Here is a 13,953-nt window from a genome sequence, read left to right as displayed (position 1 = left end):
GAGTAAAACGCACAAAAGGTCAGTGCACTTTTTTTCGCTGTGGATACAATGGCTTTTTTAAAAGAGGCATTGGAGGCTACCATGCTGGATTTACTGTTGGGTCTTGGGGAAGCAATCCTCATGGTTCCTGTGGTGATGGCGATCATCCTGGGCCTGATTTACGGACTGGGTGAAGTCTTTAACGTCATCTCTAAAATTGGTCACCGCAACGACCAGCCGGCAAAAAACCGCCAGTAAAGCACTTTCTCTTCGCGCCCGGATCCTTCCGGGCGTTTGTTTTCTTGCGCTGCCTCAACTTCTTGCTGTTTCTGCCGATAAACTCTATGACAGTGTTTTTTTGTCTCGTTATAGTAGCGGTTACATAACGATACCCTCTGGAGAACACCATGTCTGTGAAATTACGCCATTTCTTCGCCGGTGCTGTACTCAGCGTCAGCGTAGCCGGCCATGCCGTTGCGGCAGAAAATATTACCGTTTTTGCAGCGGCTTCCCTGACCAATGCGCTGCAGGACATTGCTGAGCAGTATCAGAAAGGCAAAGAGGTGAAAGTTGTTTCCTCTTTTGCTTCTTCTTCCACCCTGGCGCGTCAGATTGAGCAGGGCGCGCCTGCCGATCTATTTATCTCTGCTGACCAGCAGTGGATGGATTACGCTGCGCAGAAGAAAACTATCGACGAGTCCAGTCGTTATACCCTGTTGGGCAACGATCTGGTGCTGGTTGCACCTGCTGAGGGCAAGCCGCAGCCGGTGACTATTTCGAAAACCACCGACTGGAAAAGTCTGCTGAAAGGTCAGCGCCTCTCCGTTGGCGATCCGGACCACGTTCCGGCCGGGATATACGCCAAAGAAGCATTGCAGAATCTGGGGGCCTGGACAGAGCTGGAACCCGTGCTGGCACGCGGCAACAGCGTTCGCGCGGCTCTGGCGCTGGTTGAGCGCAATGAAACGCCTTATGGCATCGTGTATGGTTCTGATGCGGTTGCCAGTAAAAAAGTCACCGTGGTGGGATCGTTCCCTGTCGACAGCCACAAGCCGGTCGAATACCCGATGGCGATGATCAAAGATCGTAACTCTGCCACCGTCACCGCGTTTTATAACTATCTCAAAGGGCCGGAAGCGGCTGCCATTTTCAAACGTTATGGATTTACACCTGAATCATGATCCTCAGTGACCCCGAATGGCAGGCCGTCGCCCTGAGCCTGAAAGTCTCCACCGTGGCGGTTTTATTCAGTCTGCCGTTCGGGATCCTGATGGCATGGGTCCTGGTCCGCTGCCGCTTTCCCGGCAAAACCCTGCTGGACAGTTTGATCCACCTGCCGCTGGTGCTGCCACCGGTAGTGGTGGGTTATCTGTTGCTGATTGGCTTTGGTCGTCGCGGTTTTATTGGTGAATACCTCTACGACTGGTTCGGCTTTACCTTTGCCTTCAGCTGGCGCGGTGCGGCGTTGGCCTCGGCGGTGATTGCTTTCCCGCTGATGGTCAGGGCAATCCGCCTGGCCCTGGAAGGGGTGGACAGCAAGCTGGAACTGGCCGCACGCACTTTAGGAGCCGGACGCTGGCGGGTCTTTTTCACCATTACTCTGCCGCTGACCCTGCCGGGGATCATCGCTGGTACGGTGCTGGCCTTTGCCCGTTCGCTGGGCGAGTTTGGCGCGACTATCACCTTCGTTTCCAACATTCCGGGCGAAACGCGCACCATCCCTTCTGCCATGTACACCCTGATTGAAACGCCCGGCGCGGAAAACGCGGCGGCGCGTCTCTGCGTGATTGCTATTTTACTGGCGCTTGGTTCACTGTGGGCTTCTGAATGGCTGGCCCGCTGGGGCCGTAAACGGCTGGGGGCCTGATGTTAGAGTTAAATTTCATCCAGCATCTTGGTGACCACCGCCTTAAGATCAAGGCTAATTTGCCTGCAAAGGGGATTACCGCAATTTTCGGCGTCTCCGGCGCGGGGAAAACCTCGCTGATTAATGCTATCGGCGGCTTAACTCTGCCGCAGGAAGGCCAGATTTCACTGAACGGCAGGTCGCTGCTTGATGCTGCAAGCGGGCTGAATCTGCCGCCGGAAAAGCGGCGGATTGGCTATGTGTTTCAGGATGCCCGGTTATTCCCGCACTATCGCGTGCGGGGGAATCTCGAATATGGCATGGCGAAAAGTATGCGCCCACAGTTTGATTCTCTGGTCCGGCTGCTGGGTATTGAAGAGCTGCTGAGTCGCTTTCCGGTTTCACTCTCCGGCGGCGAAAAACAGCGTGTGGCGATTGGCCGTGCGCTGCTTACCGCGCCGGAAATTCTGCTAATGGATGAGCCGCTGGCCTCGCTGGATCTGCCGCGAAAGCGTGAGCTGCTGCCGTATCTGCAGAAACTGGCCAGCCAGGTGGAGATCCCGATTTTGTATGTCAGCCACAGCCTTGATGAAATTCTGCAGCTGGCGGACAACGTACTGGTGCTGGATAACGGAGAAGTGAAAGCGCTGGGCACGCTGGAGAAGGTGTGGGCCAGCAGCGCGATGCGGCCGTGGCTGCCGCGAACGGAGCTGAGCAGCGTGCTGCGGGTTCAGGTGCTTGAGCAGCATCCGCACTATGCAATGACGGCCCTGTCGCTGGTGCTGCAGCCACCGGTCAACAGCAGCATCCGCAATGTGATCCCGGCGCAGGTGGTGGAGCTGGTGGATGTTGACGATCAGATTGAGGTGAAGTTGCTGGTGGGACAAAGCGAAATCTGGGCGCGGATCACGCCCTGGGCTCGCGATGAACTGATGATCAAGCCGGGAATGTGGCTTTATGCGCAGATCAAGAGCGTGGCAATCACGCCCTGATCGTATTACAGCACTTCGCGATAAATCGTTTCCGCAATGCCTGGTTCCAGATTGGTGCCAATAACCCGACCGGCGCGCGCTTTAATGGCGTCGTCGGCGTTGCCCATCGCCACGCCCAGTCCGACCGTTTCCAGCATGCTCAGGTCGTTGTAGTTATCGCCGAAGGCCAGCACATCGCTCATCTGCAGCCCTTCAGAAGCGACCCATTCCGCCAGGCGTTTGCCTTTGCTGTTGCCCGCTTTCGCAATATCCACCTGATCGTGCCATGACCATTCGCAGGCCAGGCCCATCTCCTTTTCCACCTTTTCAGCAAATTGCTGCAACGCCCGGGTGTCAGGATGGGACAGGGCGAATTTCCAGATGGAGTCAGCCTCCTCAGCGGCCTTTGCCAGACTCTCTACCCGGTTAAACACCGGGCGCTGATGCTCGGGCAGTGACAGCCCCCAGTTGATGGTGCGGGTAACGTGGCCGGTTTCGGTCTGATAAAGCATGGCGTTATCAACATACAGCAGGCCGTGGATCGCCGCTTCGTCGAGCATCTCAATCACGCGCAGAGCCCTATCTTTCGGCAGCGGATCGGACTTCAAAACATTTTTTGCATGATAATCATACAAATAGGTGCCATTACAGCAAATTGCAGGTGTATCCAGCGCCAGTGCCTGATAAAAAGGATGAATAGCAACATGGTGACGGCCGGTGACGATGGCGACCTTCACGCCAGCCTCGCGGGCTTTTTTCAGTGCTTCCAGCGACTCAGGCAGAATGGTTTTACGCGGCGTTAACAGGGTGCCGTCCAGATCCAAAGCAATGATGCGATAACTCATAAACAGTTCCGAAAGTAGCTGAACAAGAATTTCCGAGTGTACACCTTGTGGCTCGGCGGACAACATTGCTCTCACAAATCCCCCTACGCGGAGAGGAAAAACGCGCTACGCTTTGGGCAAAAGATTACCCCGAAAAAGGAGAATTCATGAAACAAGTCGTTTATACCGCCAGTCCGGAAAGCCAGCAGATCCACGCCTGGCAGCTCAATGATGAAGGTGCGCTTACTCTGCTGCAGGTGGTGGATGCGCCAGGTCAGGTTCAGCCGATGGTGGTTAGCCCCGATAAGCGTTTTCTCTATGTTGGCGTGCGACCTGAATTCCGCGTTGTGGCCTATAAAATTGATGGCGAGGGCAAGCTGAAGGAAGCGGGGCACGCATCGCTTCCGGGCAGCCCGACGCATATCTCCACCGATCGTCAGGGACGCTTTATCTTCGTTGGCTCCTATAACGATGCCTGCGTCAGCGTGTCGCCGGTGGGTGCAGATGGCCTGCCTGGTGAGCCGCTGCAGGTGATTAAAGGGCTTGATGGCTGTCACTCGGCCAACATCGATCTGGATAACAAAACCCTGTTTGTCCCGGCGCTGAAGCAGGACCGCATCTGCCTGTTCGATCTGCAGGAAAATGGTGAACTGCAGCCACACAAACAGACCCAGGTCACTACGGTGGAAGGGGCTGGTCCGCGCCATATGGTGTTCCATCCGGGCAAACAGTACGCCTACTGCGTGAACGAGCTGGACAGTACCGTTGACGTCTGGCAGCTGCATAACGCCCGCGGTGACGTGGAGCGCGTGCAAAGCCTGGACATGATGCCAGCAGATTTCAGTGATACCCGTTGGGCAGCTGATATCCACCTGACGCCGGATGGCCGCCATCTTTACAGCTGCGATCGTACCGGCAGCATCCTGACCGTGTTCAGCGTCAGCGAAGACGGCGGCCTCCTGACGGTAGAAGGCCATCAGCCGACGGAAACTCAGCCGCGCGGATTTAACATTGATAACAGTGGCAACTATCTGGTGGCGGCAGGTCAAAAGTCACACCATATTGAAGTCTATAAAATCAAAGGGGAGCAGGGATTACTGCAGCCGCTGGCTCGCTATGCCGTCGGGCAGGGTCCGATGTGGGTAGTGATTGCTGAAATCTGAATGAAAGCCTGAAGGAAAGGGGCGACGCCCAAAACATCTCCCCTGACAATACGTCCCGCACCGCTCAGAGCGCGGGACGCTGTTCTTTCTCAGCTGTACATCGCAGTGATGGATGCGCTGGCTAACTGATGGAAATGCACGTTAAAGCCGAGATAAGCGCCACTGGCGTTCTCATCCACTTCCAGTTTTTCCACGTCTAACGCATAGACCGTAAAGATATAACGGTGGCTTTCACCTTTTGGTGGAGCCGCACCGCCGTAGCCTGCTTTGCCAAAGTCGGTACGGGTCTGCACCGCACCGGCAGGCAGTTCGGCCACGCCGGAACCTGCACCCTGTGGCAGCACGCGCGTGTCAGCTGGCAGGTTAGCCACGCCCCAGTGCCACCAGCCAGAGCCGGTCGGCGCATCGGGATCGTAGCAGGTTACGACAAAACTCTTGGTGCCTGGCGGTACATCGTCCCACGCCAGATGCGGGGAGAGGTTGTCGCCGGTATAACCCATGCCATTAAAGACCTGGCGCTCTGGCAGCTTAGCGCCATCGTTGAAATCCTGGCTTAACAGTTTCATTCCACCTCCTGGTGTTATTGATGAAGCAGTTTCAGCAGCTCTTCGGCTGCGGCGGCGGAGGATGCGGGATTCTGTCCGGTGACCAGATGACCGTCGGTCAGGGTGTAAACGCCCCAGTCATCGGTTTTTTCATATTCGGCCCCCAGCGCAGTCAATGCATCCTCAACCAGGAAAGGTACCACATCTGTCAGCCCGACGGCGCGCTCTTCGCTGTTGCTGAAGCCGGTAACCCGTTTCCCTGCGACCAGCGCGCTGCCATCCGGTTTTTTGGCATGACGCAGCACGCCTGGAGCATGGCAGACTGCACCCACGGGCTTGCCGTTGGCATAAAAATTTTCGATCAGTTCAATGCTTTTTTTATCTTCCGCCAGATCCCACAGCGGGCCATGTCCGCCCGGATAAAACACCGCATCAAATTTACTACTGTCAATGGTTTCCAACTGCTGCGTATTTGCCAGCAACTGCTGGGTGGCAATATCTTTGCGGAAACGTTCGGTATCCACGGACTGTGCGTCAGGCTCGTCACTTTTTGGATCCAGCGGCGGCTGGCCGCCAGCCGGAGAAGCCAGCACCACATTCATGCCAGCGTCGCGGAACACGTAATAAGGTGCAGCAAACTCTTCCAGCCAGAACCCGGTTTTTTTCCCGGTATCCCCTAACCGATCGTGCGACGTCAGCACCATTAATACTTTCATGCTGTCCTCCTTAAGGTTTATCGCCAGCGACCCTGATCAGCACCTTGCCAAAATTCTTGCCTTCAAGCATCCCGATAAAGGTTTCAGGGGCGTTATCCAGTCCGTCGATAATATCTTCACGGAAAACGAAGCGATCTTCCGCCACCCACTGGCTCATCTGGCTGAAAAACTCTCCAAAGCGGTGGCCGTAATCCTGAGTAATGATAAAGCCTTCAACGCGCAGGCGTTTACGCAAGATAGCGCTCTGGAATGGCGGCAGATGGTCCGGGCCTGCCGGCAGTTCAGTGCTGTTGTAGTCGGCGATCAGACCGCAGACCGGAATGCGGCCTTTAGTGTTCATCAGCGGCAGCACGGCATTGAACACCTTGCCGCCCACGCTTTCGAAATAGACATCAATGCCGTCACGGCAGTAGCGTTTCAGTGCTTCGGCCAGATCGCCAGAGCGGTGATCCAGGCAGCGGTCAAATCCCAGAACCTGTTCGGCATGGCGGCACTTCTCTGTGCCACCGGCAATGCCAACCACATAGCAACCCTTGAGCTTGGCAATCTGGCCGACCATCGATCCCACTGCGCCGGTTGCAGCGGCGACTACGACGGTTTCGCCCGGCTGCGGGTTACCGATATCCAGCAGTCCCATATAAGCGGTGAAACCGGTCATCCCCAGCATCCCAAGCGCCCACGAAGGATGTTTCAGCACCGGACCACTGAGTTTAAACAGGTCTTTGCCATCCGACAGGGCAAAATCCTGCCAGCCGCTATTACTGACCACCCAGTCGCCTGTGGTGTAGTCCTCATGATTTGATTGTTCGACAATTGCTACCGTACCCGCGCCCATTACCTCATTGATCTGAACCGGGGGAACATAAGAGGGGGCATCACTCATGCGGCCACGCATATAAGGGTCCAGCGAAAGCCAGACGGTACGCAACAGGATTTGTCCTTTCCCGGGAACGGGAAGGTGTTGTGATTCAAGACGGAAGTTGTTTTCCGTTGGCGCGCCATGCGGTCGTGAGGCCAGCACAATGCGTCGGTTGGTCTGTTTATCTTGCGGCATTTTATCCTCCTTTACGGGACGGATCCCTGTAAAAGAGTAGTGCATTCGCAGCCGTCTCGCCCGGCACGTAACAGGTAAAAATAACATTTAATCCAGAAAGAATGCGCTAAATATATTTAAATAACATGATTGGTTCATTATTTTTTTTCCATTTAATTTAGTTGGCTTAACGTAAGTCCCGGAAGTAAATGGGAGTTAGGGAGATTTTTATGCAGGGAGCTTATTATTTATAGAGTCTTATTGTATTGAATGTTGATTGTTTTTTACATTCATTCTTTTTTGATTGTTGTTAACCGCCTGATTAGTAATGTTAAGCCAAATGTAAATACTATCCGCACCAGAAATCATTCAGTTAACCGGCGCTTTAAAGCAAATTAATGCTATTTACTTGTTCCAACTGAAGGATAGAGAATATTGCCGAAAATCGGGTTGTGTTGAGTTTTAATCTTTCCCAGTCGCGATTTTACAGGATGAAATGTTGGTGAATAGTTCCCGCTAAGCGTGCGGGACAGAGGGATGAAAATGAACAAGGTCAATCAGTTTTTTGCAGTTTCAGCTATCGTGGCTGCCTTTACCGCAGGCAATGCGGTTGCTGCAACCAGCGCACCAGTGGCAGGTGGCATCGTTACCTTTAACGGAGCAGTCAGTGATACCACCTGTAATGTCACCACCAATAACGGTGCTGACTTTACCGTGAACGTAGCCCCCGTTGCTAAAAGCGATTTGGGTACCACTGTGGGTGTGGTCAGTGCCAGCGCCACGCCATTTACTCTGAACGTTTCAGGTTGTACTGGTTTTGATGCGACCAGCACGGCGGCACAGTCACTGGATATCGCTTTCAGCGGTTCTAACGTTTCAGATGATATGAAATACCTGAAAAATGAATCCGGTACTGCGCAGGGCGTGGGTATTGCTATCACCTCAGACGGTTCTCAGGTGGTGAATATGGGCACTGCAATGGCCACTGGATTGAAAACGACTCAGTCCGGCAGCACGGTTTATGATACCGGTGCGGAAGGCGTGATTAACCTGTACGCAAACTACTACAACTACGGCGGTGCCAGTGCTTCAACCGGTTCGGTTGTGACCACGGCTACCTATACCTTTAGCTACGAATAAGTGACAGACAGGAAGGCGCTGCTTTCCTGTCTTTTTTAGTTTAAGTTCAGGAGCAGTTGTGGGAAAAATCTTTCTCATTATTTCAGGGATGCTGTTGAGTCTGAGTGCGGAAGCTAACGTGGTGATTAATACCACGCGCGTTGTCTTTCCCTCCGATGCTAAAAGCGTGTCAGTACAGTTGATCAACAAAAGTCGGGATCAACACCTTATTCAGTCGTGGATTGATGATGGGCGACAGAATGAAAAACCGGAAAACATTATTACCCCGTTCACCATTGTGCCACCGGTAGTTAAAATTAACGGTAACGACGGGCAGATTTTGCGGATTAACCGCAAAGATCAGGTCACCCGTTTTGCCACCGATCGGGAAACTGTTTTCTGGATAAATATCCTCGACATTCCACCCGTTCCGGAAAAAATGGACGCGGGGACAGATTATTTGCAGATGGCAATCAGAAATCGCATCAAGCTTTTCTGGCGTCCGTCGTCATTAAAAATATCGACTGCCGATATTCCCAGCCATCTGGGCTTGAAAAATAACGGTTCAACCGTCTGCATTGACAATGCCACTCCTTACTACATCACGCTGATCCAGATGATGAAATGGGATGGTAAAAGCACACGGGTTCAGCAGGGCAAAAAGCAGGATAATTTAATCAGCAAGGCGGTCTTTATCCCTCCTTTCAGCTGCCAGACTCCTGCTGGCGGATCATTTGCCCCGCAGAACGGAAAGTATCAGTTAGTGTATATCGATGATTACGGCAGCCGCGTTCCCCTGACCGTGACGTTAAAATAATCGACAGGATGTTGAAGGTTGAGATGATGGAAGCAAGGCGGAATTTGCTTTCAGCTGTCGTCAGTAGGGCGATCTTTTCCAGCGGGTTGGTGACGCTGATGGTGCCCTGCATGGCTGCAGCTGCAAACTTTAATACCAGCATGATGGCTGGCGATTCCGCACAGGCTGGCTGGAATAACGCGGACCAGACCATTGCACCAGGCATTTACGATCTGGATGTTTACATCAATGGTGACTGGCGCGGCAATCTGCCGGTAAAGGTGGTGGATGAGCGCACCTTTTATCTCAATGACAGTTCGATCAGCATTCTCTCAATCAAAATGGATAAACTCCCGCAGGGTGACAGGCAGGGCGACTGGACGCCGGTCAGCCAGATTATTCACGGGGGCCAGGCGAACCTTAATGCCGGGCAGTTACGTCTTAATCTGACGATTCCACAGGCTTATATTTACAACAAAGATCGTAGCTGGATCGCGCCGGAACTGTGGAACGCGGGGATTAATGGTGCCTTCACCAATTACAACCTCAGCTACTACAATTCCCACCGGCAGGACGGCTATGGCGATGCGAACAATGTCTTTCTGTCCCTGAACAGCGGCATCAATCTTGCTGGCTGGCAGTTTATTGATAATTCGAACTTTCTGAAAAATCGTGCCACCGACGGCCAGTGGGTCAACAATTCACGTTACGTTGAGAGGGCGCTTCCCGCTTTACGCTCGGTGGTGCGTGTTGGGGACAGCTACACCAGCTCCCCCTGGTTCGATAGCCTGCGTTTTCGCGGAGTGACGCTGAAGCAGGATCAGCGAATGTATCCGGATTCATACCGGACCTATATGCCGGTGATCCGGGGCGTGGCTACCAGCAATGCAGTCGTCAAGATTTATCAGAACGACGCTATTGTGTACCAGCTTAACGTACCGCCAGGTCCGTTTGAAATTGATGACATGATGCCAACTGGCTCGCGAAACGATTTAACCGTTGAAGTAGTGAACGGCGGAGGATCTACAGAGCGCTTCACTGTCCCTTATTCCACGGTCTCCGATATGCTGCGCGAAGGAACGTCAGAATGGCTGCTGACTGCCGGTAAAGTGCAGATGCAGGGGATTGACGAACATCCGGCGTTTGTTCAGGGTGATATCTCGCACGGGATGAATAACTACCTGACGCTGTACAGCGGAACGACGCTAAGCCCTGATTACTATTCCGCGCTGGTGGGCAGCGCGATCAGCATTCCCGGCCTTGGGTCTTTTTCTGGCAACGTGGATATAGCCAGCGCCCGTCAGCAAAACGGTAAAACTTTTCAGGGGCAGCGCTGGAAGCTCTCCTTTAGCCGCTACTTTGCCACCAAAACTAACCTGACTTTAGCGACGTTTTATTACGACACTTCGGGTTATCTCTCCTTTTATGACGCGGTGCAGATGAACGACATCGCCCGCAAGCAGGAGAGCGCACAGATCTATAAACGGAGTAAGCAGAGCTTTAACATCAACCTCGATCAAACTCTGCCTGAAGGCTGGGGGCGCATTGCGCTGGATGGCTACTGGCAGCAGTACTGGAACAGCCAGCAATCTTCGCGACAGTACAGCCTGACCTACAGCAACAATTTTCATCGAGCCACCTGGAGCCTGTCGGTTCGCCGTAATCACTATGAATACGACAGTAACAACAGCAGCAACGAATACGATGAACAGAATTATGGTAACCGTAAAAGTTACGATGAAAACCGTATTGAGCTGATGCTGACCCTGCCGTTCACCCTGCTGGGTAACAACGCCAATATGACTGTGCGCAGCGCGCTCCGGGACGGGAAATATGGCGGTTCCGAAGTTGGGGCTAACGGTAGCACCGGACTGCTTGATTACAGTCTCAACTACAGCCATGACTACGACGGGAACGACTCGGTATTTGGCGGCTATGGAGCCTGGAGAACGCCCTGGGCGCGGTTCACCGGCAACTACAGCCAGTCATCAGAGTACCGCCAACTGGGCGGAAGCGTCAGCGGCAGCGCGGTCTTGTGGCGGGGTGGAGTGCTGGCTTCCGGTAATGCCGGAAATACCTTTGTGATCCTTGATGCGCCCGGTATTGCCGGGGCGACGGTCAACGGTAACCGCGAGATGCGGACCAATGCTTCAGGCGTGGTGCTGGTGCCATCCGTCACGCCTTATCGTATGAATAATTACCGTCTGGAAAACAACCAGAACAGTGCCAGCAGCGGCGAACTGAAAGGCAATATCGGCCATATCGCCCCCTGGGCGGGCAGCATCAGCTATATCCGTTACCAGACCGACACCCGCAAAGTCTTCACGTTGAGCGCGCATCAGGTCAATGGTCAACCGCTGCCCTTTGGCGCAGATGTGAAAGATCGTTCAGGCAATGATATGGGCTATGTGTCACAGGGCAGCCAGCTGTATGTAAAGGCTGACCAACTGCCAGAGTGGCTGGAAGTCCAGTTGGCCGAAGGCGAAGCATGCCGCATCCACTCACCAAAAACAGACGGTGACAACCTGTGTTTGATGCAGAAAAGTCAGCACTGAGGAGAAAGAGAGAAATGAGTGCAAAAGCAGGATTTCTGCTGTTACTGCTGCTGGCAGCTTTCCCGGCGTTTGTACAGGCGGGCTGTTCACTGAAAAGCGGATCCACCGTGAAGGCCACGGACACGATTGATATTTCCACCCTGCTGAACACACAAAGCAGCTATGCAGAGACCCGCACCGGTACCTGGACGATCCCGGTGGGCTGCTTTGCGCTCACTTTTTCGAATGCCGTGCACTTTGTCAGCCCGATTAAAAATGGCTTCTACGTGAAGTTTATTAATGTGGCGGGGGCGGCACGCTGGGTAAAGTTTCAGACCAGTGGTTATACGGATGTGGTCAACTATGGTAACGGCGATACCACACTCAGCGGCGGTAACCTGAGCTATACGCTGACTGCCACGCTGCTCCCGGCAGATCCCGGCGTAACTGACAGTAAGTATTATACCGTGACGCAGAGTGGCAGTGCATCGATTGTGACTATGGTACTGCATAACGCCAATATCTTTGGCGCGACTCCATCGGAAGATACCGCAGCCGGCGTTGTCGCCTCCGGAAGCTGGAACAATGACTATCTGGGCTATCAGTCACTGACTGTGACCTTTAACCCAAAGGAAACCACCTGCGAAATGCCTGACCAGACGGTGACAATGCCCAGAGTTTCGTTAACCGATTTGCGGGATGGCCGCGATGTTGGCCGCACCGCTGTTGAGTTACCGGTCAGCTGTTCAAATACACTTGCCGGTGTGGCAACACGTGCGGTTAATGCCTGGTTAACCAGTGCCGATCTGGTCGACAGCAACAAACAAATTATGCGCAACAACGCTTCCAGCTCTTCCGGTGTGGGCATTGTGCTGAGCACCAGTGCGGCCTTGCCGATCACGCTCTCCGACAGCACCGCCAGCGGAACAGGGGCAACTTCGCTGTTGACTATTTCCAGCGGCGCGGGAATTAACAACAGCGCAATCAATCTGAATGCCGCTTATAAAATCTATGACCAAAGTAACCTTCGCCCGGGAACGGTGGTGGCGACGGCTACCCTCTACTTTGATTATGACTGATTAAACAACGCTGGCTGCTCCACGGCTTCGGCTATGGCATCGGTCAGTCTGGTCAGCGCTTCCGGCTGGATGATGTAAGGCGGCATCAGATAGATCAGCTTGCCAAAGGGACGGATCCACACTCCCCGTTGCACAAAGAAGGCCTGCAGCTCAGCCATATTTACCGGGCGGCGGGTCTCAATTACCCCAATGGTCCCCAGCACGCGGGCATCGGCCACTTCCGTTTTATCCTTTAAAGGCAGCAGGGCCGAGCGCAGCAGGGCTTCAATACCGGCAACCTGCTGCTGCCAGTGATTTTCCTGCAGCATCGCAAGGCTTTCACTGGCGACCGCGCAGGCCAGCGGATTACCCATAAATGTCGGACCGTGCATAAAGCAACCTGCTTCACCGTTGCTGATCGTGTTAGCTACTTCACGGGTGGTCAGGGTGGCGGAGAGCGTCATGGTACCGCCGGTTAACGCCTTGCCCACGCACATAATGTCAGGTGAAATACCTGCATGCTCGCAGGCAAATAACTTACCGGTACGGCCAAAACCGGTGGCAATCTCATCGGCGATCAGCAGCACATTGTGCTGGTCACAAAGCTCGCGCACTCGTTGCAGATAATCTGGATGGTAAAAACGCATCCCGCCCGCGCCCTGTACGACAGGTTCAAGAATAACAGCGGCCAGTTCTCCGGCATGCAGACGGATTAAGCGGGCGAAATCGTCAATGTCTTTCTCCTGCCAGTCGGCGTCAAAGCGGCAGGTGGGGGCCACGGCAAACAGATGGCTGGGCAGATACCCCTGATAGAGGCTGTGCATCGAATTCTGCGGATCGCAGACCGACATCGCCGCAAAAGTATCGCCGTGATAACCGTTGCGCAGGGTGAGGAAACGCTGGCGGCGTTCGCCACGAGCCTGCCAGTATTGCAGCGCCATTTTCATCGACACTTCCACGGCTACCGACCCCGAATCTGCCAGAAATACACACTCCAGCCCTTCCGGCGTCATCGTCACCAGCTTACGGCAAAGCGCAACAGCCGAAGGGTGGGTTATACCGCCAAACATCACGTGTGACATTTGCTCAATCTGTGTGCTCAGCGCCTGGTTCAGGCGCGGATGGTTGTAACCGTGGATCGCTGCCCACCAGGAAGACATGCCATCAACCAGCTCGCGGCCATCGTCGAGCTGCAGTGACGTTCCCCGCGCAGCCACCACCGGAAAAACCGGCAGCGGCTTGCTCATCGAGGTGTAGGGATGCCAGATATGGTCACGGTCAAACGCCAGGTCGGAAGGGGTCATAAAGTGCTTGTAAACCAATTTTAAAAAATTTAGTTTACAAGTATAACCAGGCAGAGACGATAAAC

14 protein-coding genes are annotated in these 13,953 nt (G+C 54.0%); 9 read left to right on the top strand and 5 right to left on the bottom strand.

The genetic code is table 11. The features are described 5' to 3' along the window. The first annotated feature begins 81 nt into the window (after positions 1 to 81). The 4 genes from GSQ70_RS23015 (at position 82) to modC (ending at position 2,817) form a co-directional block, all read left to right on the top strand. The gene (locus GSQ70_RS23015; protein WP_158784681.1) at positions 82 to 237 is read left to right on the top strand and encodes an AcrZ family multidrug efflux pump-associated protein; all 156 of its coding nucleotides are present in this window, start codon (positions 82 to 84) and stop codon (positions 235 to 237) included. Between the two features lie 149 nt (positions 238 to 386). Further along, positions 387 to 1,160, top strand: coding sequence for a molybdate ABC transporter substrate-binding protein (modA, locus tag GSQ70_RS23010; RefSeq protein ID WP_158784680.1), 774 nt, complete (start codon positions 387 to 389; stop codon positions 1,158 to 1,160). Further along, positions 1,157 to 1,846, top strand: a complete 690-nt coding sequence (gene modB, locus GSQ70_RS23005; protein ID WP_158784679.1) for a molybdate ABC transporter permease subunit — start codon at positions 1,157 to 1,159, stop codon at positions 1,844 to 1,846. Before modA ends, modB begins: the two co-directional genes overlap by 4 nt. Further along, on the top strand, positions 1,846 to 2,817 hold the full coding sequence (modC, locus tag GSQ70_RS23000) for a molybdenum ABC transporter ATP-binding protein ModC (RefSeq protein ID WP_158784678.1): 972 nt from the start codon (positions 1,846 to 1,848) through the stop codon (positions 2,815 to 2,817). The genes modB and modC overlap by 1 nt, the downstream gene beginning before the upstream one ends. A gap of 5 nt (positions 2,818 to 2,822) precedes the next feature. On the opposite strand, the gene GSQ70_RS22995 is transcribed toward modC, so the two are convergent. Further along, positions 2,823 to 3,641: a pyridoxal phosphatase gene (locus GSQ70_RS22995; protein ID WP_158784676.1), complete on the bottom strand. Its 819-nt coding sequence runs from the start codon at positions 3,639 to 3,641 to the stop codon at positions 2,823 to 2,825. 146 nt (positions 3,642 to 3,787) lie between these two features. On the opposite strand from GSQ70_RS22995, the gene pgl reads away from it, so the two are divergent. Continuing rightward, positions 3,788 to 4,783 carry a 6-phosphogluconolactonase gene (gene pgl, locus GSQ70_RS22990; protein ID WP_158784675.1) on the top strand — a complete coding sequence of 332 codons (996 nt, stop codon included), beginning with the start codon at positions 3,788 to 3,790 and terminating at the stop codon, positions 4,781 to 4,783. A gap of 89 nt (positions 4,784 to 4,872) precedes the next feature. Here the strand turns inward: pgl and GSQ70_RS22985 are convergent, their stop codons facing one another. Genes GSQ70_RS22985 through GSQ70_RS22975 form a run of 3 tightly spaced genes read right to left on the bottom strand, consistent with a single transcriptional unit; the run spans position 4,873 to position 7,098 of the window. After that, on the bottom strand, positions 4,873 to 5,349 hold the full coding sequence (locus GSQ70_RS22985; RefSeq protein WP_158784673.1) for a kinase inhibitor: 477 nt from the start codon (positions 5,347 to 5,349) through the stop codon (positions 4,873 to 4,875). A gap of 14 nt (positions 5,350 to 5,363) precedes the next feature. Further along, complete coding sequence (locus tag GSQ70_RS22980; protein WP_158784672.1) at positions 5,364 to 6,044, bottom strand: type 1 glutamine amidotransferase domain-containing protein; 681 nt, start codon at positions 6,042 to 6,044, stop codon at positions 5,364 to 5,366. Positions 6,045 to 6,054: 10 nt separating this feature from the next. Further along, positions 6,055 to 7,098: an NADP-dependent oxidoreductase gene (locus GSQ70_RS22975; protein WP_158784670.1), complete on the bottom strand. Its 1,044-nt coding sequence runs from the start codon at positions 7,096 to 7,098 to the stop codon at positions 6,055 to 6,057. Between the two features lie 522 nt (positions 7,099 to 7,620). Between GSQ70_RS22975 and GSQ70_RS22970 the strand changes: the two genes are divergently transcribed. From GSQ70_RS22970 to GSQ70_RS22955, 4 genes are all read left to right on the top strand, one after another. Then, positions 7,621 to 8,217: a fimbrial protein gene (locus GSQ70_RS22970; protein WP_158784669.1), complete on the top strand. Its 597-nt coding sequence runs from the start codon at positions 7,621 to 7,623 to the stop codon at positions 8,215 to 8,217. Between the two features lie 58 nt (positions 8,218 to 8,275). After that, positions 8,276 to 9,013 carry a molecular chaperone gene (locus GSQ70_RS22965; RefSeq protein ID WP_158784668.1) on the top strand — a complete coding sequence of 246 codons (738 nt, stop codon included), beginning with the start codon at positions 8,276 to 8,278 and terminating at the stop codon, positions 9,011 to 9,013. A gap of 110 nt (positions 9,014 to 9,123) precedes the next feature. Next, positions 9,124 to 11,547, top strand: coding sequence for a fimbria/pilus outer membrane usher protein (locus tag GSQ70_RS22960; RefSeq protein WP_158784667.1), 2,424 nt, complete (start codon positions 9,124 to 9,126; stop codon positions 11,545 to 11,547). Between the two features lie 14 nt (positions 11,548 to 11,561). After that, positions 11,562 to 12,605: a fimbrial protein gene (locus GSQ70_RS22955; protein WP_158784666.1), complete on the top strand. Its 1,044-nt coding sequence runs from the start codon at positions 11,562 to 11,564 to the stop codon at positions 12,603 to 12,605. Here the strand turns inward: GSQ70_RS22955 and bioA are convergent. Beyond that, entirely contained in the window at positions 12,596 to 13,888 is a 1,293-nt protein-coding gene (bioA, locus tag GSQ70_RS22950; protein ID WP_158784665.1) for an adenosylmethionine--8-amino-7-oxononanoate transaminase, read from the bottom strand. The two genes, GSQ70_RS22955 and bioA, sit on opposite strands and share 10 nt — an antisense overlap. Between the last annotated feature and the right edge of the window lie 65 nt (positions 13,889 to 13,953).

It is taken from the genome of Pantoea sp. BAV 3049 (assembly GCF_009765445.1).
Taxonomy (GTDB): domain Bacteria; phylum Pseudomonadota; class Gammaproteobacteria; order Enterobacterales; family Enterobacteriaceae; genus Erwinia.
Note: the sequence above shows the minus strand (reverse complement) of the source record. Positions and strands in the feature narration are given on the sequence as shown.

Excerpts from the sequence above, each read along its gene's own strand:
- GSQ70_RS23015 (WP_158784681.1), top strand. The coding sequence starts at position 82 with ATGCTGGATTTACTGTTGGGTCTTGGGGAAGCAATCCTCATGGTTCCT.
- modA (WP_158784680.1), top strand. The coding sequence starts at position 387 with ATGTCTGTGAAATTACGCCATTTCTTCGCCGGTGCTGTACTCAGCGTC.
- modB (WP_158784679.1), top strand. The coding sequence starts at position 1,157 with ATGATCCTCAGTGACCCCGAATGGCAGGCCGTCGCCCTGAGCCTGAAA.
- modC (WP_158784678.1), top strand. The coding sequence starts at position 1,846 with ATGTTAGAGTTAAATTTCATCCAGCATCTTGGTGACCACCGCCTTAAG.
- GSQ70_RS22995 (WP_158784676.1), bottom strand. The coding sequence starts at position 3,641 with ATGAGTTATCGCATCATTGCTTTGGATCTGGACGGCACCCTGTTAACG.
- pgl (WP_158784675.1), top strand. The coding sequence starts at position 3,788 with ATGAAACAAGTCGTTTATACCGCCAGTCCGGAAAGCCAGCAGATCCAC.
- GSQ70_RS22985 (WP_158784673.1), bottom strand. The coding sequence starts at position 5,349 with ATGAAACTGTTAAGCCAGGATTTCAACGATGGCGCTAAGCTGCCAGAG.
- GSQ70_RS22980 (WP_158784672.1), bottom strand. The coding sequence starts at position 6,044 with ATGAAAGTATTAATGGTGCTGACGTCGCACGATCGGTTAGGGGATACC.
- GSQ70_RS22975 (WP_158784670.1), bottom strand. The coding sequence starts at position 7,098 with ATGCCGCAAGATAAACAGACCAACCGACGCATTGTGCTGGCCTCACGA.
- GSQ70_RS22970 (WP_158784669.1), top strand. The coding sequence starts at position 7,621 with ATGAACAAGGTCAATCAGTTTTTTGCAGTTTCAGCTATCGTGGCTGCC.
- GSQ70_RS22960 (WP_158784667.1), top strand. The coding sequence starts at position 9,124 with ATGGCTGCAGCTGCAAACTTTAATACCAGCATGATGGCTGGCGATTCC.
- GSQ70_RS22955 (WP_158784666.1), top strand. The coding sequence starts at position 11,562 with ATGAGTGCAAAAGCAGGATTTCTGCTGTTACTGCTGCTGGCAGCTTTC.
- bioA (WP_158784665.1), bottom strand. The coding sequence starts at position 13,888 with ATGACCCCTTCCGACCTGGCGTTTGACCGTGACCATATCTGGCATCCC.